The sequence below is a fragment of the Cellulomonas sp. ATA003 genome, assembly GCF_031582905.1.
Lineage (GTDB): Bacteria > Actinomycetota > Actinomycetes > Actinomycetales > Cellulomonadaceae > Pengzhenrongella.
Genome location: NZ_CP133990.1, coordinates 3107803 through 3130835 on the forward strand (window position 1 = coordinate 3107803; position 23033 = coordinate 3130835).

The following is a 23033-nucleotide window of genomic DNA, read 5'->3' on the forward strand; positions in this document are numbered from 1 at the left end:
TTCTCGGTGACGGCGTCGGCGCACCGCCGGACGGGTGCCCCCGACAGGGTTCGAACCTGCACTGTGCCGGGTTTAAGCCGGCTGCCTCTGCCGATTGGGCTACGGGGGCCTGCCGCGCACGGCAGGCGACCATCCTGCCAGCGGTCAGGCCGGCGGGTGTCCCGGCGTCGCACGGCTCGGCGCACGCAGTGGGAGCCGGACGGTACAGCGAAGGCCCCGCCGGACCGGCGGGGCCTTCGTCGCAGTGTGGGTGTGTGGGTGGGTGCGCGGGTCCGCGCCCCGCCTCACTTGTCCCAGTTGCTGGCGTCCTTCGACGCCGCCTTGCCCTCCTCGACGCGGACGTCCGGGGCGGTGGACTGGTCCTTGGCCGAGTCGGGGGCGACGCCGGCCTGCTCGGGCTTCGCCTTGGGCGGCACGCTCGCGGCGCGGAACTCCGCGCGCGGGTCGTGCAGCGAGCCCAGCGCGACGACCTCGCGGCGGAACAGCAGCGACCCGGTCCACCCGGCCGCGATGCGGACCTTGCGGTTCAGCGTCGGCATGGCCATGACGTGGTAGCTGCGGTGCAGCACCCACGCGAGGAAGCCGCGGACCTTGATCCGGCCGAACATCTGCGCGACGCCCTTGTACATGCCGAGCGAGGCGACCGCACCGATGTTCTTGTGCTTGTACTCGGTGGGCGCCGAGCTGCGGAGCACCTTGGCGAGGTTGTCGCCGATGTGGTTGCCCTCGCGCAGCGCGTGCTGGGCGTTGGGCGGGCAGAACTTGCCGGGGTTGATGAGGTCCGGGACGGCGGCGCAGTCACCGGCGGCCCAGGCGTCGGGGACGATGGTGCCGTCCTCGTTCGCGATCTGCAGCGTCGGCAGGCAGATGACGCGCCCCATCTTGTCCAGCGGCAGGTCGGAGTTCTTCAGCACCGGGTTCGCCTTGACGCCCGCGGTCCAGACGATCGTGTCCGAGTCGAACTCGGTCTTGTCGGAGAGCACGACGTGCCCGCCCTCGCACGAGTTGAGGAACGTCGACAGGTGCACCTCGATGTTGCGCTTGCGCAGCTGCTCGAGCGTGTAGCCACCGAGCTCCTCGCTCACCTCGGGGAGGATGCGCGGCGAGCCCTCGACGAGGACGAAGCGCAGGTCCTGGGGGGCGATCGAGTCGTAGTAGCCGACGGCGGCGCGGGCCATGTCCTCCAGCTCGCCGAGCGCCTCGACGCCGGCGAAGCCGCCCCCGACGAAGGTGAACGTGAGCAGCCGCTTGCGCACCTCGGGGTCCCACGTCGACGCGGCCACGTCGATGCGGTTGAGCACGTGGTTGCGGACGGCGACGGCCTCCTCCACGTTCTTGAAGCCGATGGCCTCCTCGGCGAGCCCCGGGATGGGCAGCGTCCGCGCGACCGAGCCGAGCCCGACGATGAGGTGGTCGTAGGTGATCCAGTACGGGTCGCCCTCCTCGGGCGTGATCTGCACCGTCCGGTCGGAGTGCTTGATCTCCGCCACGTGGCCCTGGAGCACGTCGATGCCCTTGAGCGCACGACGGTGCGGGGCGACGACGTTGCGGGGGTCGATCGACCCGGCCGCCGTCTCGGGGAGGAACGGCGCGTACGTCATGTACGGGCGCGGGTCCACGACGACGATCGCCGCCTCCTGCTTGCCCAGGCGCTTGCGCAGCCGACGCGCGGAGTACAGCCCGACCGTGCCACCACCGAGGATGACGATGCGCGGGACCTTGCGGGGGCGGGGGCCCGTCACGCTCTTCGAGGCAGCGTCACCCTGGGTCGAGACAGTCGTGGTCATGGTGCAAAAGTAGCGCGATCGCCAGGGACCTTCGACTCGGTGCCGACGCGTGGCCGGTGATGCCTGACACACCTCCGACCGCGGTCAGCGGCGCGCCGGCTCCGCCGCGCTCAGCGCGATGCCGTCGAGGATGTCGTGCTCGGACGCGACGACGTCCACCAGGCGCCCGCCGGCGGCCGCGACGTCGTCCCGCACCCGCGCGACGACGTCGGCCCACACCAGGGCACCGGCGCCGATCACGTCCACGCGGCCCGGGTGCATGAAGGGCAGCGCGGCACGCTCCGCGCGGCTCCGCCCGAGCAGATCGGCGCACGCGGCGAGCACCGCGTCGACCCCGAGGACGGCCCCGTGGATGCGTGCGGGGTCGTAGCCGGGCAGCCCGAGCCCGTGCGCGGTGACCGTGGTGACCGAGCCCGCGACACCCACCAGGGTCGCGGTGCGCCCGAGCGGCACGACCTGGGCCGCGGCGTCGAGCGCCGCGGCGACGTCGGCGCGCGCGGCGGCGACCTGGTCGGCGGACGGCGGGTCGTCGTGCAGGTGCCGCTCGGTGAGGCGCACGCAGCCGACGTCCATCGAGAGCATCGCGTCCGGCGTCGTCGTGCCCAGGACGAGCTCGGTGGAGCCGCCGCCGATGTCGACCACCAGGAAGGGACCCGGGTGACGGCCGGCGAGGACGCTCGTGGCGCCGCGGAAGGACAGCGACGCCTCCTCGTCCCCCGCGACCACCTCCGGCTCGACCCCGAGGATGCCGCGCACGCCGTCGACGAAGTCGGCCCGGTTCTCGGCGTCGCGCGACGCCGACGTCGCCACGAAGCGGACCGCCTCGACGCCGAGCCGCTCGCACGTCTGGGCGTACGCCCGGGTGGCGGCCAGCGTGCGCTCGAGGGCCTCCGGGGCGAGACGCCCGGTCCGGTCGACCCCCTGGCCGAGCCGGACGACCTCCATGCGGCGCTCGAGGTCCGTCAGGGTGCCGTCGGGGCCGACGTCCGCGACGAGGAGGCGGATGGAGTTGGTCCCGCAGTCGATGGCAGCCACGCGTGTCATGGGCGCAAGCCTGCCATCAGAGCGCGCACGACGACGCGGCGGGCACCGGCCGGTCAGCCGCCGTCGGCAGCCGTCAGCGGCCGGTCAGCAGCTGCAGCGGTCGGGGCGCCAGGTGTCGCGGATGAGCGCGAGCGCCTCGTCGCCGAGCGGGTTGACGCCGGGCCCCGCGGCGAGCGCATGACCGACGAGCACGTGCAGGCACTTGACCCGGGTCGGCATGCCGCCGGCGGAGATGCCGGCGATCTCCTCCACGTGCCCCAGCTCCTCACGGCGGGCGAGGTAGTGCTCGTGGGCCCGGGCGTAGGCGGCGGCCAGCTCGGGCTCCTCGGCGAGGCGTGCCGTCCACTCCTTCATGAGGCCGCCGGCCTCGAGCGTGCTGACCGCCGCGACGGCGCCGGGGGCGGTGAGGTAGTAGGTCGTCGGGAACGGGGTGCCGTCGTCCAGGCGCGGCGCGGTGCGCCCCACCAGCGGGCGCCCGCACACGCAGCGCGCGGCGATGCCGACGACCCCGCGCGGCACCCGGCCGAGCTGCTCGGTGAGCGTGTCGAGGTCGCGCTGCACGACGGTCTCGCCGGTCGCGTACGGCTGGGGGAGGTCGGTCACGGGCGTCCGTCCGTCTCGGTCCGCCGGCGACGGCGGGTGCGGGGCATGCGGGGATGACTGCGCCGCTAGGGCGCGACGGGAGCCGGGTCCACCGGTGCGGGGTCGACCGGTGCCGGATCGACCGGTGCCGCGTCCGGGTCGACCACGTCGGCGTCGCCGGCCATGCGGACCGACTCCCAGATGGTCGTGTACCAGGGGGTCGTCGTGCCCTCCGGCACGAGCGCCGGCCCCGACCCCGCTTCGGGGACGGCGGGGGCGGTCGGGTCCGGCACGATCTCGGGGTCCACGACCCGGTAGGACGTCTCCCCGGCGCCACGAACGCGAGTCGCTCCCGCGCCTGCGCGGCGACGTAGGCGGGGTCGTCCCAGCGTTCCAGATCGGCGCTCAGGTCCTCGGTGCGCTGCTGCGCGGCGGCGACCTCGGCGGCGAGCTGCCGGTTCTCCGCCTGCTGCGCGAGGTACGCCCGCACGGTGGGGAACAGCAGGACGAAGGCGAGCAGGAGGACCGAGAACAGCACCATCGCCCGCACCGTGAACATGCGCGGCAGCCGGGTCACCGGCTGCGGCACGCCCTGGGCGACACCGCGGACGGGCGCACCGGCCGAGGCACGCGAGGCGGGCCCGGTCGAGGCGACCCGGCCGCCGGACCGTGCCGTCGACCCGCGAGCCGACCGGCCCGGCCGGGCGCCGGACGCACCGCGTCCGGCCGTCGGTCGGGCCGTACGCCGCGGGGTCGGGACGCTGCGGGACGGGGTCGAGGCCGTCGACGTCTGCCGGGCACCAGGGTGCGGCGAGGTCGGACGGCGGGGGGACATGGGGTCGATTCTGCCCTCCCGCCGGCCGATCGTCCCGCAGCGCCACCCCGTCGACGTGTCCCAGCCTGTGCCGTTGGGCCGACCCGTGCAGTCCGGCCGACCCGGGCAGTCCGGCCGGCCCGGGCAGTCCGGCCGACCCGGGCGCACCGGAGCCCGGCGACCCGTCGTGGGGTCACCGGGCTCCGGAGCGCGGCGCGAGCGGTCGCTCAGGCGCCGTGGCGCGGGAACGCGCTGCGGCCGGCGTAGCGGCCGGCGTCGTCCAGCTCCTCCTCGATGCGCAGGAGCTGGTTGTACTTGTTGATGCGCTCGCCGCGCGCCGGGGCACCGGTCTTGATCTGACCGGCGTTCGTGGCGACGGACAGGTCCGCGATCGTGACGTCCTCGGTCTCGCCGGAGCGGTGCGACACCATCGCGGTGAAGCCGTTGCGCTGGGCGAGGGTGACGGCGTCGAGCGTCTCGGTGAGCGTGCCGATCTGGTTGAGCTTGACCAGCAGCGAGTTCGCCGACTTGAGCTCGATGCCCTTGGCGAGGCGGGTCGGGTTGGTGACGAACAGGTCGTCGCCGACGATCTGCACGCGGCCGCCGATGGTGCCCACGAGCTGGCTCCAGCTGTCCCACTCGTCCTCGGACAGCGGGTCCTCGATGGAGATCAGCGGGTAGTCGGCCACGAGCTGCTGGTAGTACGCGATCATCTCGTCCGGCGTGGTCGCCTTGCCCTCGAACTGGTAGGCGCCGTCGGAGAAGAACTCCGTCGCGGCGACGTCGAGCGCGAGGCCGACGTCCTGGCCGGGCGTGAAGCCGGCCTTCTCGATCGCGACGAGGATGAGGTCGAGCGCGGCGCGGTTGCTCGCCAGGTTCGGCGCGAAGCCGCCCTCGTCGCCGAGGCCGGTGGCCAGGCCCTCGGACTTGAGCACCGACTTCAGGGAGTGGTAGATCTCCGCGCCGGTGCGCAGCGCCTCGCGGAACGTCGTCGCCCCGATCGGCGCGACCATGAACTCCTGGATGTCGACGTTGGAGTCGGCGTGCGACCCACCGTTGAGGATGTTCATCATCGGCACCGGCAGCACGTGCGCGTTCGGTCCGCCGACGTAGCGGAACAGCGGGAGGTCGGCGGAGTCGGCGGCGGCCTTGGCGACCGCGAGCGAGACGCCGAGGATCGCGTTGGCGCCGAGCTTGCCCTTGTTGGGGGTGCCGTCGAGGTCGATGAGCGCGGCGTCGATGAGCCGCTGCTCGGTCGCCTCGAAGCCGATGAGCTCGGGCGCGATGTCGTCGATGACGGCGTTGACCGCGTCCTCGACGCCCTTGCCCAGGTACCGGGCCTTGTCGCCGTCGCGACGCTCGACGGCCTCGAACGCGCCCGTGGACGCTCCGGACGGAACCGCTGCTCGTGCGATGGTGCCGTCGTCGAGGGCGACCTCGACCTCCACGGTGGGGTTGCCGCGCGAGTCAAGGATCTCGCGGGCGCCTACGGCCTCGATGCTGGCCATGAAAGCTCCTTCGGGCGTCTGGGGGTATGCCACCTCAGACTAGTGCCGATCCCCGACCGGGCCCCGGGGACCTTCCGCCCCGCGGGACGCGGTGACGAGCGCCTCCGGCCGTGGCCGCCCCCGGACGTCGCGGCGGCGTCGCTCCCGCTGCGGGTCGCCACACCGGTCAGCACCTGGTTGCGGCCCGACGCCTTCGCCCGGTACAGCGACACGTCGGCGGCGTGGAAGAGCGCGGCCGTCGTGGCGCCGGACGCCGGGAACGTCGCCACCCCACCGCTGACCGTGCACGGCACGGTCGCCCCGTCGACGGCGATCCCCTCCTCCTCGAACCGGCCACGCACCCGCTCGGCGAACGCGAGGCCGGCCGCGCCGTCGGCCCCGGGGAGCGCGACGAAGAACTCCTCGCCGCCCCAGCGCGCGACCAGCGCACCGGGGGCGCGACGCGCGCGATCCGCCGGGCCGCCTCGACCAGGACGGCGTCTCCGGCGAGGTGGCCGTAGCGGTCGTTGACCAGCTTGAAGCGGTCGATGTCGAGCAGGACGACGCTCAGCGGCCGGCCCTCGTCGCGGGCGGCGGCGAGCAGGTGATCGAAGCGCTCGGTCATGTGCCGCCGGTTGTGCAGGCCGGTGAGGATGTCGCGGCTGGCCTGGTCCGCGAGGTCGGCGCGCAGCCGCTCGATGGTGGCGAGCTGGTGGGTGAGCTGGGCGTTCGCCGCCTCGAGCCGACGGCTCTGCGCCTTGACCTCGGTGACGTCACGCGCGACGAGCACGCTGCCCAGCACGCGCCCCTGCCGGTCCACGAGCGCGGAGCAGCGCACGTGCAGCTCCGCGGGCGCGCCGTCGAGGGTGACCCGGATCTCCGTGGGTTCCTCCCCGGTCGCGGCGATCTCGTCGCCGAGCAGTTCGCTCGCGAGCGCCCCGACGATCTCGACCCCGCGGGGCGCAGCCGCCGCACCAGCCGGACGGCCGCCGGGTTGACGTCGATGACCCGCCCCACGGGGCTGACCGCGATGATGGCGTCGCTGATCTGCTCGAGGATGAGTGCGCGGGTGACCGGGGTGAAGGTGAACAGGTCCTGGCGGAAGATCGCGTAGGACACGATCACCCCGGTGACCGCGAGGCCCACCGGGGTCGGGTCGACCTCGACGGGGATCGCGCCGACCAGGTTGGCGACGTTCACGGCAGCCGGGACGAGCACCGCGACGAGCATGCTCAGCCGCTGGGACCGGAACGCCGGCGGGGCGGTCCACCAGGCGTGCGCGACCAGGACCATCCCGGCGAGCAGCGCGGTGTAGCTGTAGGTCGAGTGGACCCAGAACACCGGCCCGTACTCCCAGTCCGCGGCGCCGGTGAGCTCGGCGGCTCCCCGTCCCCGGTAGACCAACCCGTGCAGCGGGTTGGTGGCTGCCAGCACCGACACGAGGGCCGGCTCGACGAGCAGGGCGACCACGAGCCGGCGCGACGGCCGCCACGGTGGTCGCGCGATCGCACCGGCCAGACACGCGAAGGCGACGACGGTCGCCGTCAGACCGGGGAAGACGGCCAGGTAGGCCACGGCGGAGAGCGTCTCGTCGACGGCGGACGCCGCGACGGCGTCCGTCAGGGACCACCAGCCCGCGCCGAGCATGACGGCGACCAGCGAGGCGGCGACGGCCGGGTTCGCCACGCGCCGGCGCCACGTCACCGCGGCGACGGTCGCGAACACGACGGCGGCGCACGCGTACGCGATCCCTGCGGGGTCGGCGCGGAGCACTGGCGGTGACCTCCTGCGTCTCGCCGGCGACCGCGGGGCGTTCTCGCAGCCGTCAGCCCCATCGGCACGGCGGTGCCGCGGATGAGGTCAGCCGGCCTCCGCCGCTCGGACGGCCGTGTCCAGCGACCGGAGCGCCGAGCGCAGCGCGGCCTCCGCGTCGACACCCGCGGACGCCGCCTCCGCGACGAGGCGCAGCAGCCGGGCCCCGACCTCCGCCTCCGCGACCCCCGCCTCCGCGACCCCTGCCGCCGTGGCCTCCGCCGCCGTGCCCCCCGCCTCCGTGACCTCCGCGTCGCCGCAGGACGCGTTCTCGGTCCGGCTCCCGCTGCCCGGGGCGGACGCCGCCGCCACGTGGTCAGCGGCCACCCGGTCGGTGTCGACGCGGACGCCGGCCCGGTGCGCGCGGGACAGCACCTTCGCGCCGCGCGCGAGGGCGCCCTGGCCGACCGGGATGCCGTCCAGCACCGACGTCCGATTCTTCTCGTCCTTCTTGATCCGGTCCCACTGGGCGTGCAGGTCCACCGACCCGCCGTCGTGCGGCTGCCCGTCGGTGGGAGCCGGGTCCACCGGCGCGAACACGTGCGGGTGGCGGCGCACGAGCTTCGCGGTCAGGCCGTCCGCGACGTCGTCCAGGTCGAAGGGGTCGGTCGGGTGCTCCTGCGCCAGCCGGGCGTGGAAGAGCACCTGCAGCAGGACGTCGCCGAGCTCCTCCCGCATCTCCACGCGGTCACCGGACTCGATGGCCTCGGCGAGCTCGTGCGCCTCCTCGAGCACGTACGGCACGAGCGACCGGTGCGTCTGCTGCGCGTCCCACGGACACCCACCGGGCGACCGCAGCGTGTCCATGACCTCGACGAGCCGCCGCACCCCGCGGCCGGGCGCGTCCCCCGTCACCGGCGGCCGGCCGGCCGGCGGCACCGCGTCGGGCGGCATCCCGTCGGGCGGCATCCCGTCGAACGACCGCGCGTCGAACGGCCGCGCGCCGGACGGCCGCGCGCCGGTCCCCTCGGCGGTCACGCCTCGTCGGCGACGAGCCAGGGGCGGTCGTCCGGCATGAGCCCACCGGCGGCGAAGTCGACGTCGCCGTAGCGCGGGTTGACGTCGACGTCGAGCTCGGCGAGCCGTTCGGTGACGCCCGCGAGAACGCTCTCGGCATCGGGCAGGGCCTGCAGGCTCTGCTGCAGCAGCGTGAACCGGGCGACGGCGAGCGACGCGTCGCTGAACTCGGTGGTCGCCCCCGCAGGTCCGGCGCCGTCGCCGCCCGCCGCGAGCCCGTCGAGGAGGCTCTGCGCCTGCTGCGTCGAGACGGCGACACCGTTCTCGGTGGCGATGCGGTCGAACGTCGGCTCGGCGATGAGGATGACGAGGATCGCGGCCGGGCTCGCGTCCTGCAGGTACGGCGCGAGCTCCTCGGTCGCCGCGTGCAGCTCCGACACCTCGATGGTCTCGCCCTCGACGACGGCCGCGGCCCCGGGCTGCTGCGCCGAGCACCCGCCCGCCGCGAGCGCGGTCAGGGCCAGTGCACCGGCCGCCACCCGCCGTCCCACCGCAGATCGCACCGTCACTGCTGCGCGTCCCGTCACCGCTGACCTCCACGTCGTCGTCGTCGACCGCTGCACATGCTAGGCCCGCGCCGCGGTCCCGACGGCCGCCGCGGCCGAGACGTCGCCGACGATGACCGCGTCGATGAGCTGGCTCGCCCAGGCCAGCACGTCCGCCCCGTGCAGCGGCTTGCCGCCGATGCGCGCCGTCGTCGGGAACGGCACGAGGATCGTGCGCAGCGCCGGCTTGAGGACGGTCCCCGGGTAGAGGCGCTTGAGCCGCATCTGGGCCGACTCGGGGAGCTCGACCGGCGCGAGCCGGACGAACTTGCCCTGCGCGGTGACGTCGGCCAGGCCCGCGGCGCGCGCGGTGTTGCGGAACCCCGCGACCGCGAAGAGGTTCTCGACGACGTCCGGCACGGGGCCGTACCGGTCCACGAGCTCGGCCCGCACCCCGGCGATCGCGTCGACGGAGTCCGCCACCGCGATCTTGCGGTACGCCTCGAGCCGCAGCCGCTCGTGGGCGATGTAGTCGTGCGGGATGTGCGCGTCGACCGGCAGCTCGATGGTGACCTCGGGGACGTCCGGTTCGGCGTCGCCACGGAAGGACGCGACCGCCTCCCCCACCATCCGGATGTAGAGGTCGAACCCGACGCCCGCGATGTGCCCGGACTGCTCACCGCCGAGCAGGTTACCCGCGCCGCGGATCTCGAGGTCCTTCATGGCGATCTGGATGCCCGAGCCCAGGTCGGTGTGCGCGGCCATCGTCGCGAGCCGGTCGTGCGCCGTCTCGGTCAGCGGCCGCTCCGGCGGGTACAGGAAGTAGGCGTACGCGCGCTCACGCCCGCGCCCGACCCGCCCGCGCAGCTGGTGCAGCTGGGACAGGCCCAGCACGTCGGCGCGCTCGAGGATCAGGGTGTTGGCGTTGGAGATGTCCAGCCCGGTCTCGACGATCGTCGTGCAGACGAGGACGTCGAACTTCTTCTCCCAGAAGTCCGCGATGACCTGCTCGAGCGTGTGCTCGTTCATCTTCCCGTGCGCGACGGCGATCCGGGCCTCGGGCACCAGCTCGTGCAGCCGGGCCGCGGTGCGCTCGATCGACTCGACCTTGTTGTGGACGTAGAAGACCTGGCCCTCGCGCAGCAGCTCGCGCCGGACCGCGGCGGTGATCTGCTTCTCGTCGTACGCGCCGACGAACGTCAGCACCGGGTGGCGCTCCTCCGGCGGGGTGGCCAGCGTCGACATCTCCCGGATGCCGGTGACCGCCATCTCCAGGGTGCGCGGGATCGGCGTCGCGCTCATCGCGAGCACGTCGACGTTGGTGCGCAGCTGCTTGAGCGTCTCCTTGTGCTCGACGCCGAACCGCTGCTCCTCGTCGACGATGACCAGGCCGAGGTCCTTGAACCGGACCTCCCCGGTGATGAGGCGGTGCGTGCCGATGACGACGTCGACCGAGCCGTCGGCGAGACCGGCGACGACCTCCTTGGCCTCGGCGTCGGTCTGGAAGCGGGACAGCGACCGCACGGTGACCGGGAACGGCGCGTACCGCTCGGTGAACGTGTCGAGGTGCTGCTGGACGAGGAGCGTCGTGGGGACCAGGACGGCGACCTGCTTGCCGTCCTGCACCGCCTTGAACGCGGCCCGGATCGCGATCTCGGTCTTGCCGTAGCCGACGTCGCCGCACACGAGCCGGTCCATCGGGACCGACTTCTCCATGTCCGCCTTGACCTCCTCGATCGTGGCGAGCTGGTCCGGCGTCTCGACGTAGGCGAAGGCGTCCTCGAGCTCGCGCTGCCACGGGGTGTCCGGCCCGAAGGCGTGGCCCGGGGTGGCCATGCGGGCGGAGTACAGGCGGATGAGCTCGGCGGCGATCTCCTTGATCGCCTTGCGGGCGCGGCCCTTGGTCTTGGCCCAGTCCCCGCCGCCCATCTTGTTCAGGGACGGCGACTCGCCACCGGAGTACTTCGTGACCTGGTCGAGCTGGTCGGTGGGCACGTACAGCCGGTCGCCGGGCTGCCCGCGCTTGGAGGACGCGTACTCGATGACCATGTACTCGCGGGTGGCGGCGTTGGCTCCGGCGCCGAGCGTGCGCTGCACGAGCTCGACGAACTTCCCGACGCCGTGCTGCTCGTGGACGACGAAGTCGCCGGTGCGCAGCTGCAGCGGGTCGACGACGTTGCGACGGCGCGACGGCATCTTCCGCATGTCCCGCGTGGACGACCCCGCGCGACCGGTCAGGTCGGACTCGGAGAACACCGCGAGGTGCAGGTCGGGGGCGACGAAGCCGGGGCCGACGGGCGCCGGGGTCACCAGGACGACGCCGCCCTCGGGGTCGGCGGTGATCTCGCCGACGAGGCGCGCGGGCACGTCGGCGGCGCCGAGCTGCTCGACCATGCGACGCGCCGGCCCGTGGCCCTCCGTGGTGAGCACGAGCCGCCAGCCGTCGCGCTGGAGGGAACGCACATCCGTGATCGCGCGCTCCAGGTCGCCGCGGTACCCCTCGACGTCCCGCGCGGCGACGGTCAGCGTGGTGGGCTCGTCGTCGTCGGTGTGCCGGACGGCGCCGACCGTCGCCGCGGCGTCGTCGTCGGCGGCGTCGGTGGGGGCCATGCCGAAGGCGCTGAGCGTCCACCACCCCAGCCCGCGTCGGGCGGCGATGCGCCGGACGTCCGCGAAGCTGGCGAACGACGCCGCCCGCAGGTCCAGCGGGGTCTGCCCGCCGGCGGCGGCGGACGTCCACGCGGCGGCGAGGAACTCCTCGGTGGTCGCGACGAGGTCGTGCGCGCGGCGGCGCACGCGCTCGGGGTCGGCCACGACCAGGAGCGCCTCCTCGGCGACGAGGTCCAGGACCGGCACCATCGACTCGACCAGCACGGGCGCGAGGGACTCCATGCCCTCGACGGCGATGCCCTGCGCGAGGCGGTCGAGCATCTCCGCCGCACCCGGCAGCTGCTCGGCGAGGTCTGCTGCCCGCTTCCGCACGTCGTCGGTGAGGAGGATCTCCCGGCACGGCGGCGCCCACACGCCGTGGTCGGCGACCTCGAGCGACCGCTGGTCGGCGACGGCGAACCAGCGCACCTCCTCGACCTGGTCGCCCCAGAACTCCACCCGCAGCGGGTGGTCCTCGGTGGGCGGGAACACGTCGAGGATGCCGCCGCGCACGGCGAACTCCCCGCGCCGCTCGACCATGTCCACGCGTGCGTAGGCGGCGCCGGACAACCGCTCGGCGATGGCCTCGAGGTCCGCGGTGTCGCCGACGTTGAGCTCGACCGGCTCGAGCTCGCCGAGCCCCGCGACGACGGGCTGCAGCAGCGCACGCACCGGCATGACGAGGACGCGGATCGGCCCGGTGTGCCCGGCCGCGTCGGCGGGGTGCGCGAGGCGGCGGAAGACGGCGAGCCGCCGGGCGACGGTGTCGCTGCGCGGGGACAGCCGCTCGTGCGGCAGCGTCTCCCAGGCCGGCAGGACCGCGACGTCGTCGGCGGGCAGGTAGCAGCGCAGCGAGCCGGCGAGGTCGTCCGCGTCCCGGCCGGTCGCGGTCACCACGACGAGCGGGCGCGTGGACATGGCCGACGACGGCGCGGCGGGCGCGTCGCCGGCGTGCGCGCCGCCGTCGTGCGCGTCGCCGGCGTGCGCGTCGCCGTCGTGCGCCCGGGCGCCGGCCATCGCGGCGAGCAGCGGCGGACGGGCGCCGGCCGAGGCGACGACGTCGACCGCGCCGCGGCCGCGGACGAGCGAGACCGCCTCGGCCGCGGCGGCGTCGGCGAGGAGGGCGGGGAGCAGACCGGAGAGGTTCATGCGGCGGTGACCACTGTTCTGTGACGGGACGGGCGGCCGGACGGGTCCGGTGCAGCGCGAACGCCCCGGATCCTCACGGAGCCGGGGTGCGGTCACATCCTACGGCGGGGCACCCACACCGCCCGGGGGCGTCTGGGGTGAGGGTGGGCACACGCGCCGGGCGGTCACACGCGGGCGGTCACACGCGGGGGCGGTCAGGCGCGGGCGGCGTCGGCCCGCTCGGCGACCATGCCGTCCAGCGCCCGGCGCAGCAGCGTGCTCGAGGTGTGGATGGTGTACGGGAAGTAGACGATCTCGACGCCGAGCTCCGCGAAGTCGCGCTCGAGCTTGATGCCCTTGGGGGTGCCCCGCCAGTCGTCGCCCTTGAACAGGACGTCGAACCGGACGGACCTCCAGGTCTCGACCTTGTCCGGCACGACCTCGGCGACGACCTCGTCGACGAACGAGATGTGGCTGACGATCTCCATGCGCTCGGCGAGCGGGACGACCGGGGACTTGCCCTTGGTGAGCAGGCACATCTCGTCCGAGACGACGCCGGCGATGAGGTGGTCGCAGTGCTGCTTGGCCTGACGCAGGATGTTGAGGTGCCCGACATGGAACATGTCGTACGCGCCGGGCGCGTAGCCGACGATCTTCGTCATGGGTTCTCCTCGTGTGCGTCAGGGCGATCGACGAACCTCAGCCCACAGCACCGGGGGTACGGGTCCGCCCCTTCGGCCCGCGGGTCCATGGTAGGCGGCGCACAAGGTTGAGCGGCGAGCCGCGGGCGGGTGAAGCCGCCGATTTCACCTGTCCGGCCGGTCACCTCGCCGGGTGCCTCAGGACGAGCGTCGGCGCGAGCGCCTGCCCCGCCAGGCTGCGGGACGCGAGCCGTCGGCAGCGGGCTGCGGGAGCGCGTAGTCCGAGTACGCACTGCTCACCTTGTCGGCGACCCGGTTCAGCACGATGCCCACGATGCGTCCGCCGGCCTGCGAGAGCGCACCCAGGCTGTCCGCCAACGGCTGCTGGCGCACCTGTGAGGTGTCGGCGACGACCACGGTGCCGGCGACGAGGGGCGCCAGGATCGACGCGTCGGCCACGAGAGACACGGGCGCCGAGTCGAGAATGACGACGTCGTACCGGGAGGTCGCGTCCGTCAGGACCTGCTCCATGGCACGCGAGGCGAGGAGCTCGCCTGGATTGGGCGGCAGCTCACCGGCCGCCAGCACGTCGAGCGTGCCGCCTCCCACCGGCTGCACGACGTCGTCCAGCGTCGCCCTGCCGATGAGCACGGTGGTCAGGCCCGCGGCCTCCTCGAGCTCGAGGTACCGCCCGACCGACGGCCTGCGCAGGTCCGCATCGATCAGCAGCACCTTGAGGTCGGACTCCGCCAGCGCGAGGGCAAGGTTGCAGGCCGTGGTCGACTTCCTCCCCGGCATGGTCGACGTCACGACGAGGCTTAGCGCCTTCGAGTCGACGGCGAGGAACCGCAGGTTGGTCCGCACCTGGCGGTAGTGCTCACCGAGCGGGCTCGTCGGCTCGGTCTGCATCACGACACCGGACGACGCACCGCGCGGGTGACGTCCGATCGTCCCGATCACCGGCACGTCCGTGAAGGATCGGACGTCCTCGGCCTCCCGGACCCGGGTGTCGAGGAGAGAGCGCACGATCGCCAGCACGGAACCCAGCAGAAGGCCCCCCAGCAGACCGGCTGCGACGTTGCGCTCCGTCCGCGGCGAGAAGGGGCTGGCGGCGGGATCCGCCGGAGCGATGACCGTGGCGCGCACAGCGGCCTGTCCGTCCTCGCCGCGGGGGCTGAGCTCCTCCACCGCGCGCCCGAGTTCGAGGACCACGGCGTTCGCGACGTCCGCGCTGCGTTGCGCCGACTCGCTCGTCGCCGACAGCTCGAGGAGCACCGTGCCCTGCGGCGTGACGGCCGACAGGGACCCGGCGAGGCCGCGCGGGCTCGTGGCCAGCCCGAGGTCCTCGATGACGGGCTCGAGGACGACCGCCCGGGTCGCGAGCTCCGCGAACGACTGCATCTGGTTCTGCGTGTAGGCGGACCCCTGGTTCAGGTCGTTGGCCGAGTCACCGAACTGCAGCGAGAAGTACAGCGTCGCGGTCGATCGGTACATCGGGGTCGCCGACAGCGAGAGCGCCGCGGTGGCAGCCACCCCGAGCAGGCCGCACACGACGACGAGCGCCCATCGCTTCCGGATGATGGCTAGATACTCCCGCGCGCCCATCGTCGCCCCTCTGTTGTCGCCTGTTCCTGCGCGACCGCCTCGAGCTGGCGACCGACGGAATTCTCACACAGCGGCCCGAGCGACCTCTGCGCCCGTCGCCCGTTCGCCACGCACGGCACGCACGGGACTCGCGGTACGCGAGTCGGATGCCGGCGCCGAGACCCCCACGGCGGTCGCGGGGTGCGCCGACGGGGCGAGCGCCGCGCGCCGCTGGATCTGACTGACCACGGCCAGGCCTGCGACGAACCACAGGAACATGCCGTACTGGGTGATGAGGGCGACCGTCATCACCGCCGGGACCTGCGCGGCGAGCGCGATCGTGGGAGCCGTGGCCCGACGCGTGACGGTCAGCACGATCGCGCCCACGAGGAGTGCGCAGACGATGGCGAGCGGCAACCAGCCGTAGTTCAGTGCGAACAGCACCAGGGCGCTGTCGATGGAGCGGAACCCCCGTAGTACACCTCTCCCGCGGGCGTGCGGTAGAAGGCGTCCGTGAGGCCGATCACCTTCACGTCGCCCGCGAGCGACAGCAGGTCGCTCCGGTAGGCGGCGCTGCCGGACGCCTCCTCGCCCGCCGCCGTGAACGTCTCGTCGACGAGGGGGATCAGGGCCGCCCCGGCCGCGAGGATGCCGATCGAGACGAGCGCACGGAGCCGGGCGGACATGCCGTCGCGGGCGAAGACGACGGTGAGGACGACGCCGAGCGCCGCGGTCACCATGCCGATCCTGCTGAACGTCACGGCGGTGGCACCCAGCATGGTGACGACCATGACGAGCCGGAGAGGCAGGGAGAACGACGACGCCAGCACCAGCGGGATCACCAGGGCGATGCACGCACCGAGGGCGATGGAGTGGCCGAACGCGCCCTCGGCGCGGATCATCCCGCCACGTTCCTGCAGCCCCGTCCACTCGGACGACCCGAGGGTGACGAACACGTTGGCGCCGGCGACGAACTCGACGACCGCGAGGACGGCGACCACCGTGAACGTCAGACCGAGGCACCGGTACATCCAGTCCAGGCTCACCCGGGACGGCAGCAACCGGCCGAGCACGTACCCGACCGCCCACTGGGAGAGGAGCACGAACACGGTCGCGAGGGTCGACGCACCGGTCGCGTACAGCAGGAGCGCGACCACGACGAGCAGCACGGCGGCGGCGTCCGCGGCCGAGATGCGGCCGAAGCCGAGCGGCGCGAGCGCCGCGAGCACCAGGACGCCGACGACGGCTGCCGGCGGCACGAAGGGGCCGACCGAGAGCCCGAGCCAGAACGGGACGAAGCAGATGCTCGACACCCAGACGACCACGGCGGCGCGGGGAGCCGCCCGCAGCACGAGCAGCGCACCGACCACTACCAGGAGCCCCAGGCCGAGCGTGACCAGTTGGTCCACGGCGGGACCAGCTCTGTTCAGCATCAGGATTCCGCTCCACGGTCCGGCGCCCGGCGGCTCTCACGGGCGGTGCGCAGCCTACCGGGCCGCCCTCCGGCCGACCCCGAACGGAGCAGTCCGGCGGCCGACCGCCGGGGCGCACCCACCGCAGCGGCACCCGGGCAGACCGAAGGCCGGGAGCCACCTGGACACCAGGGGCTCCCGGCCTTCAGCCGGCCGGTCTGTCCGTACGGACGGGGCGGCTACCCTGCCGGGCGCGCCACGAAGTCGTCGTAGCCGACGGTCATCGGGGCGTTCGTCGAAGAGCCCGAGAGGTAGGTCCGCAGGCCCACACCGCCGGGCACCTGCAGGCTCGCCGTCGAGTCGGTCCGCGAGACCTGCCAGTCAGCCGGCTCCACCGCACCGACCTCCCACACCTTCGCCCGGACCGTGGTCGGCGACGTGCCCACCACCTGCACCCGCACCCGCAGCTGCTCGCCCGCGGCCAACGACAGCCCCGGCACGTTGAGCGCACCGATGCTCGTCCCGCCGCGCATCGCCGCCAGGTTCACCACGCCACCCGCCAGCAACCGCACACGCGCCGCGTACTCCGACGACCCCACCTGACGCCCCAACACCGTGACATACGTCCCGCCACCGGTCTGCACCTGGTCGGCCGACACCGTCACCTGAACCTCGGTGTCCGACGACGACACGCCCGACAGCGCAGCGGTCAACGTGGACCCGGCACGCGGCACCCGGTGCATGCCAACCCCGTCAGCCACCCCGTAGTTCGAGGCCGCACCCGTGACCGCCCACGCACCACCCACGTCCGACGTGCCCCACCCCGAGGCGAGCGTCCGACCGAACGCGTCACGAGCCCACTCACCGCCCGTCTCCACAGCAGCAACCGTCACCACGTCCGACACCGACCCGGTCGCACCGTCGTCGTCCGTGACCGTCAAGGTCACCGTGTACGTCCCAGCCGCGGCATACGCATGCGACGCCGTCACACCCGTCCCCGTCGCACCATCACCGAACTGCCACGCGTAGGACGCAACCGAACCGTCGGAGTCGGTCGACCCCGACCCGTCCACCGCCACCGACAACCCGTCCACCCGCGACGTGAACACCGCAGTCGGCGCCACATTGACCACCGGGGCAGCAGCGACCGTCACCTGCTGCTCGACGACACCGACCGCACCGTCGTCATCGGTGACCGTCAACCGGACCGCGTACTCGCCGGCCTCGGCATACGTGTGCTCAGCTGTCGCACCACTCCCCGTCCCACCATCACCGAACACCCACGCATACGCCGCTACCGAACCGTCGGAGTCTCGAGACCCCATCCCGTTCACCGCCACCGTCGCCCCGTTCACCTGCGAGGTGAACGCCGCGACCGGCGCCTGGTTCGCCGGTGCCGGTGTCGGTGCCGGTGGCACCGTCGAGGTGGAGAACGCCGCGAAGTCGTCGTAGCTGATGGTCATCGGCGCGTTGGTCGACGAGCCCGAGAGGTAGGTCCGCAGACCCACGCCGCCAGGCACCTGCAGGCTCGCCGTCGAGTCGGTCCGCGAGACCTGCCAGTCAGCCGGCTCCACCGCACCGACCTCCCACACCTTCGCCCGGACCGTGGTCGGCGACGTGCCCACCACCTGCACCCGCACCCGCAGCTGCTCGCCCGCGGCCAACGACAGCCCCGGCACGTTGAGCGCACCGATGCTCGTCCCGCCGCGCATCGCCGCCAGGTTCACCACGCCACCCGCCAGCAACCGCACACGCGCCGCGTACTCCGACGACCCCACCTGACGCCCCAACACCGTGACATACGTCCCGCCACCGGTCTGCACCTGGTCGGCCGACACCGTCACCTGAACCTCGGTGTCCGACGACGACACGCCCGACAGCGCAGCGGTCAACGTGGACCCGGCACGCGGCACCCGGTGCATGCCAACCCCGTCAGCCACCCCGTAGTTCGAGGCCGCACCCGTGACCGCCCACGCACCACCCACGTCCGACGTGCCCCACCCCGAGGCGAGCGTCCGACCGAACGCGTCACGAGCCCACTCACCGCCCGTCTCCACAGCAGCAACCGTCACCACGTCCGACACCGACCCGGTCGCACCGTCGTCGTCCGTGACCGTCAAGGTCACCGTGTACGTCCCAGCCGCGGCATACGCATGCGACGCCGTCACACCCGTCCCCGTCGCACCATCACCGAACTGCCACGCGTAGGACGCAACCGAACCGTCGGAGTCGGTCGACCCCGACCCGTCCACCGCCACCGACAACCCGTCCACCCGCGAGGTGAACGCCGCCGTCGGCGCCACATTCGCCAGCACCGGCGCCGTGACCGTCACCCGCTGCTCCACGACGCCCACCGCGCCGTCGTCGTCGGTCACCGTCAGCCGGACCGTGTAGTCGCCCGCCGCGGCGTAGGTGTGCTCCGCCGTCGCACCGGTCGCCGTCGCGCCGTCGCCGAACTCCCACGCGTACGACGCGACGAGACCGTCGGCGTCCGTCGAGCTCCTCCCGTCGACCACCACGGTGAGCTCGTTGACGGCGGACGTGTACGCCGCCGTCGGCACCTGGTTGGGGATCACCGTGGCCGCGCCGAGGGCGTGGTGCTGAGCCACCTCCGTCGGCGTGAGGGCGCGCCCATACACGGCGACCTCGTCGATCCGGCCGTCGAACCAGACCCCGGGGCCCCAGTTGCGGTCACCGCCGACGCGCCAGTACCCCGACCCCGACTGCGCCGAGGTCTGCGACCCCTCCGCGACCTGCACTCCATCGACATACAGGCGCATGCCGGCCGACGACTGGGTCGCCACCACGTGGTGCCATGCACCGTCGTTGTAAGTAGCGGTCGACGAGAGGATGTTGTGCTGGCCGGTCCAGGTACCGAAGGACAGACGGCCGTCGCTCTCCAGGTAGACGTGGCGGTCGTAGCTCGTTGACAGACTGTCCCGGCTGTTGCCGAAGCCGATGAGCCGGCCGCCGCTGGTGCTGGTGGTGCTGAACCACAGCTCCTCGGAGTAGATGCTGGGCGCTGTGACCTGTACGTCGCTCGTGAGGAAGTCATCTCGACCGTCCAAGCGGGCCGCCGTGTCAGTCACACCGCTCAGCGCGCCTCCCGCACCGAGTGCCACACCGTTGCGGTAGGTGCCCGTCACCCCGCCCAGGCCGGTGTCGTTCGCCCGCGTCCCCGTGCTCTCACCCAGACGCCAGTACAGCTCGGGACTCGCCGACCGCACCGCTGCGCCGTAGGCGTCGCTCGGGAGCGGCGGCAGGGTCGACGTGCGACCTGACGCCGTGTAGTGGCCGAGCAACTGCTCGTGACTCAGCACGGTCGGGTAGACCGCGACGTCATCGATCGCGCCGGCGAGGTAGTCGCTCGCGTGAGTCCCGGGCCAGTTGCCGATGGTGTCTCCGCCGATCCTCCAGTAGCCAGAAAGGCTCTGCCCGGATGTCGTGTCGGTCCGCTGAGCGACACGCTGGCCGTCGACGTACAGCCGCATCCCGTTGGCCCCGAGGGAAGCGACGACGTGGTGCCATTGACCGTCGTTGTACGGCGCGGAGCTGTTCACCGTACGCGTGCTACCCGGGTAGGCCCCGAAGTAGATCCGGCCGGAGTCGTCCATGTAGATGTGCCGGTCGTAGCTGCCAGAGTTGCCCGTGGCCGAGCTGCCGAAGCCGACGATCTTGCCGCCCCGCGTCGACGTCGTCTTGACCCATGCCTCGACGGTGAACGTGTTCGGTCCCGGAACCGGGTCCGTCGTGGCCGCGAAACCGCTGGCCGAGCCGTCAAAGGTCGACGCGGCGTCAGCATCTCCACCGATGGCGCCACCTGCGCCGCGGGAGACGCCGCTCGACGCGGTGGCGTCCGACAGGCCCGCCCAGTCGCGCACCGCCGACCCCGACGCCTCTCCGAGGCGCCAGTAGGAGGACGCGCCGTCGTCGAGGACGTCGGTCACGTACTCGCTGACGCTGCCGGCTGCCGCGACGGTGGACGCGACGAACTGGGACTGGGCCACGTTCCCGAAGGGGTCAGTCGCGGTGACCCGGTACTCCTGCGTCGTCCCCGGTGTGAGCCCGGTGTCCGTGAACGACATGGTGGGCAGGTCCCAGAACGGCGCCGTGGCGATCTCGGTGTGGATCGGCGCCGTCGTGCCACGACGGTAGACGCGGTAGGTGAGCGTCTCGTTGTCCTGGTCGTAGTTCGCGCGCCACGTCACTCGGACCGCGCCCTCGGCCACGGACAGCACGCGGGGGTTGAAGGCCGCCCCGGTCACCTGGGGCCCGCGCTTGTTCGGCGCTGCGTCGGCCCGGGCGAACCGGACGAGGCCCTGCTGGGCGCTGCCGTTGATCCGAGGGAACTCGCCGCCGAAGACGACGTAGTCGTCGTTGCCGGCAACGCTCCACCCGGCCTGGCTCTGACCGGTGTACGACCCGATGTTGAAGGTGGGGAACCAGTTGAGAAGGTTCGGCGCGGGCTTGCCCCGGTGATCCGGGTAGCCGTAGATGTCAGCGGTGTTCGTACCGGTCGGGGCGATGCTGAACGCGTTGCCGTGGTAGAAGGTCCACGGCTCAGTCTGGGGGAACCCGCCCATGTTGCCGCAGTAGTGGTGGTGGCTTGCGGTGTACACGACGCCGTCGACGGGGTAGGCCGAGTAGGCGTCACCATGGCAGTCCGCGACCCAGATCAGCTCACCGGTCGTCGGGTGCGCACGGAACGTGCCCTCGAGGTTCCCCCCGCCGCCGAAGTGATACCCCGTGCCGTAGATGCCCGACTCGTCGGCGTACAGGCTGGTGATCGACGACTTCGTGCCGGCGTTGCGGATGCTCTGGTTCGCCGGGAACGGCTGGAGCGCCCCGCTCGTGGGCGACACCGCGCCGAGCCCGTACACGTTCGTGTCGTTCACGCGGGTGAACCGACCGCCGACCACGACCTTGGAGCCGTCAGCGGCCAAGGCCAGGGCCGTCACCGGAGCGTCGGCGTCAGCAACGAACGGCGTCACCTCGCCGTTGGCGGCCGAGAAGGCTGCGAGGTAGGCACGCGGCTGCAGGGCGGCACCGGTCACGCTCGCCGCGCCGACGAAGTTTCCTCCGACGTAGACCGTGCTGTTCGACGCCGCGACCGTCAGCGCTCGCGCCGAGAGGGTGGGTCGGAACGAGCTCACCAGCGCACCCGTCGCGGTGTCGAAGGCCGCAGCCCGCACCCGCCACTGTCCGTCGACCTTGTTGAAGTCGCCGACCACGTATACGCGTGTCCCGTCGGGCGACGCCGTGATCGACAGTGCCTGCCCGTCCAGCACCGGTGCGAAGCTCTGCACGAGCTCTCCGGTCTCGATGTCGTACGCCAGGACGTTGTGGCGCGGGACCGTGTTGACCCCGGGCGGCGAGCCGGCGGGCCGGGCCGTCGTGAAACTCCCCGCGACGTAGACCGTCCGCCCCACGACGACCTGGGACCACACCACGCCGTCGATCTGCACCGTCGGCAGCGCGTCGGCCGCCATGGTCGTCGGGGTCGCTGGGTCGGACGGATCGACCGGTGCCGAGTCGGCCACCGCTGGCTGCGCCGTCAGAGCACCGACCAGCACCACACCCAGGGCAGCGACCCCGGCTGCCCATCGTCGAGCCAACGAACCGTGCGCCATGGATGCCCCAGAGAATTCAGGCCGTGCGACACGGCCGACCGACGAAGAACTGATACGGCCACGGTACGGGTACAAAACGGACGGGCGAAGGACGGTCCCGTGACTTCACCCTGAGCGTGGGACGAATCACCCTGGTGGACCACTCAACCCGGCGGCCCGGTGGACGAGGCCTCGCGCCGGCGGTGCCACACCGGCGGTACCGCGCCTCCGGCGACGCGCTGATCTCAGCTGGTCGGGGTCGCGACGTCGCCCTGGAACACGAGCACTTCACCGGCGGGCCCGGCGAGCACCGCGAGGGACAGGACCCCCGCACCGCTCGCCGGCACCCGGAAGACGTACGCCCCCGTGCGCTCTCCCCCGGGCTCAGGACGCCGGCCAGCGGCGACTCGCGGTCGTCCGTCGTCACCGGGCTCGCCGGCACCGCGTCAGAGCCCAGGTAGGCCGACACGTTGAACGATGCGAGGTCGAGGTCCTCACCACCGGTGTTCGTGACCTCCAGGGTCACCAGGAGCGCCGGCCCTGCGATCTCACCGATCCCGGTGCCCGATGCCGTCACCTCCTCGACACCCAGCACGCGTGCGGTGGCCGACGAACCGAGCGCCGCTTCCGCGTCGAGCGCGACGACTTCCGGTGGGGTGTCCGTGAGCGGGGGCAGCGTGATGACGCCCTCCGCGGGTGGGGCCGACGGTGCTGCCCCGCTGCCGTCGGGGGCGGCGGTCGGCGCGGGCGACTCGGCCGGCTCCGACCCGGGCTCGTCCGCGGGGTCGGACGTCGACGCGGAGGGGGTCGGCCGGGCGCTGGCCTGCGGCGAGGCCCCCGCTCCAGGGAGCCGGTCGCCACCTTCGCCACCGACACGACCACCGAGGAGGAGGATCGCCACGACGACGACCACGACGGCCACCGCGGCGGCAACGACCCGTCCACGTGTGCCGAGCTTCTTCCGACCTGCTGCCTGCGACAT

The 23033-nt window shown here is 72.9% G+C and carries 15 protein-coding genes, 1 tRNA gene and 2 pseudogenes; all 18 read right to left on the reverse strand.

Translation table 11 applies throughout. The features are described from left to right. Positions 1-35: 35 nt before the first annotated feature. The 18 genes and pseudogenes from REH70_RS15505 to REH70_RS15585 all read right to left on the reverse strand — a co-directional run bounded on the left by REH70_RS15505 (position 36) and on the right by REH70_RS15585 (position 21931). Positions 36-109: transfer RNA gene (locus REH70_RS15505), tRNA-Leu, on the reverse strand. Positions 110-284: 175 nt separating this feature from the next. Next, positions 285-1787, reverse strand: a complete 1503-nt coding sequence (locus tag REH70_RS15510; protein WP_310748636.1) for an NAD(P)/FAD-dependent oxidoreductase — start codon at positions 1785-1787, stop codon at positions 285-287. Between the two features lie 84 nt (positions 1788-1871). Beyond that, positions 1872-2831, reverse strand: a complete 960-nt coding sequence (locus REH70_RS15515) for a Ppx/GppA phosphatase family protein (RefSeq protein ID WP_310748638.1) — start codon at positions 2829-2831, stop codon at positions 1872-1874. Between the two features lie 84 nt (positions 2832-2915). After that, complete coding sequence (locus tag REH70_RS15520) at positions 2916-3434, reverse strand: DUF501 domain-containing protein (protein ID WP_310748640.1); 519 nt, start codon at positions 3432-3434, stop codon at positions 2916-2918. 65 nt (positions 3435-3499) lie between these two features. After that, positions 3500-3721 carry a hypothetical protein gene (locus REH70_RS15525; RefSeq protein ID WP_310748642.1) on the reverse strand — a complete coding sequence of 74 codons (222 nt, stop codon included), beginning with the start codon at positions 3719-3721 and terminating at the stop codon, positions 3500-3502. Between the two features lie 77 nt (positions 3722-3798). Beyond that, a pseudogene (locus tag REH70_RS15530) lies at positions 3799-4248 on the reverse strand (hypothetical protein); the annotation flags it as partial. A 206-nt stretch (positions 4249-4454) separates the two neighbouring features. Then, positions 4455-5735, reverse strand: a complete 1281-nt coding sequence (gene eno, locus REH70_RS15535; protein ID WP_310748644.1) for a phosphopyruvate hydratase — start codon at positions 5733-5735, stop codon at positions 4455-4457. Then, complete coding sequence (locus REH70_RS20800) at positions 5714-6160, reverse strand: GGDEF domain-containing protein (protein WP_396134763.1); 447 nt, start codon at positions 6158-6160, stop codon at positions 5714-5716. The genes eno and REH70_RS20800 overlap by 22 nt, the downstream gene beginning before the upstream one ends. Before the next feature lie 74 nt (positions 6161-6234). Next, a pseudogene (locus tag REH70_RS20805) lies at positions 6235-6339 on the reverse strand (diguanylate cyclase domain-containing protein); the annotation flags it as partial. Next, positions 6336-7487: a histidine kinase N-terminal 7TM domain-containing protein gene (locus REH70_RS15545; RefSeq protein WP_310748647.1), complete on the reverse strand. Its 1152-nt coding sequence runs from the start codon at positions 7485-7487 to the stop codon at positions 6336-6338. The pseudogene REH70_RS20805 and the gene REH70_RS15545, both read right to left, overlap by 4 nt. Positions 7488-7574: 87 nt before the next feature. Then, positions 7575-8504: a MazG family protein gene (locus REH70_RS15550; protein WP_310748649.1), complete on the reverse strand. Its 930-nt coding sequence runs from the start codon at positions 8502-8504 to the stop codon at positions 7575-7577. Then, the gene (locus tag REH70_RS15555) at positions 8501-9022 is read right to left on the reverse strand and encodes a hypothetical protein (RefSeq protein WP_310748651.1); all 522 of its coding nucleotides are present in this window, start codon (positions 9020-9022) and stop codon (positions 8501-8503) included. The genes REH70_RS15550 and REH70_RS15555 overlap by 4 nt, the downstream gene beginning before the upstream one ends. Before the next feature lie 87 nt (positions 9023-9109). After that, entirely contained in the window at positions 9110-12826 is a 3717-nt protein-coding gene (mfd, locus tag REH70_RS15560; RefSeq protein ID WP_310748653.1) for a transcription-repair coupling factor, read from the reverse strand. Between the two features lie 194 nt (positions 12827-13020). Further along, positions 13021-13467 carry an adenylyltransferase/cytidyltransferase family protein gene (locus REH70_RS15565; RefSeq protein WP_310748655.1) on the reverse strand — a complete coding sequence of 149 codons (447 nt, stop codon included), beginning with the start codon at positions 13465-13467 and terminating at the stop codon, positions 13021-13023. Between the two features lie 177 nt (positions 13468-13644). After that, a complete protein-coding gene (locus REH70_RS15570; protein ID WP_310748657.1) occupies positions 13645-15051 on the reverse strand; it encodes a polysaccharide biosynthesis tyrosine autokinase in 1407 nt (468 codons plus the stop codon). Between the two features lie 63 nt (positions 15052-15114). Continuing rightward, positions 15115-15474, reverse strand: coding sequence for a hypothetical protein (locus REH70_RS15575; RefSeq protein WP_310748659.1), 360 nt, complete (start codon positions 15472-15474; stop codon positions 15115-15117). Then, positions 15459-16439 (reverse strand): hypothetical protein, encoded by a 981-nt coding sequence (locus tag REH70_RS15580; protein ID WP_310748661.1) that lies wholly within the window; start codon positions 16437-16439, stop codon positions 15459-15461. The genes REH70_RS15575 and REH70_RS15580 overlap by 16 nt, the downstream gene beginning before the upstream one ends. A gap of 242 nt (positions 16440-16681) precedes the next feature. Then, a complete protein-coding gene (locus tag REH70_RS15585; RefSeq protein ID WP_310748663.1) occupies positions 16682-21931 on the reverse strand; it encodes a PKD domain-containing protein in 5250 nt (1749 codons plus the stop codon). Between the last annotated feature and the right edge of the window lie 1102 nt (positions 21932-23033).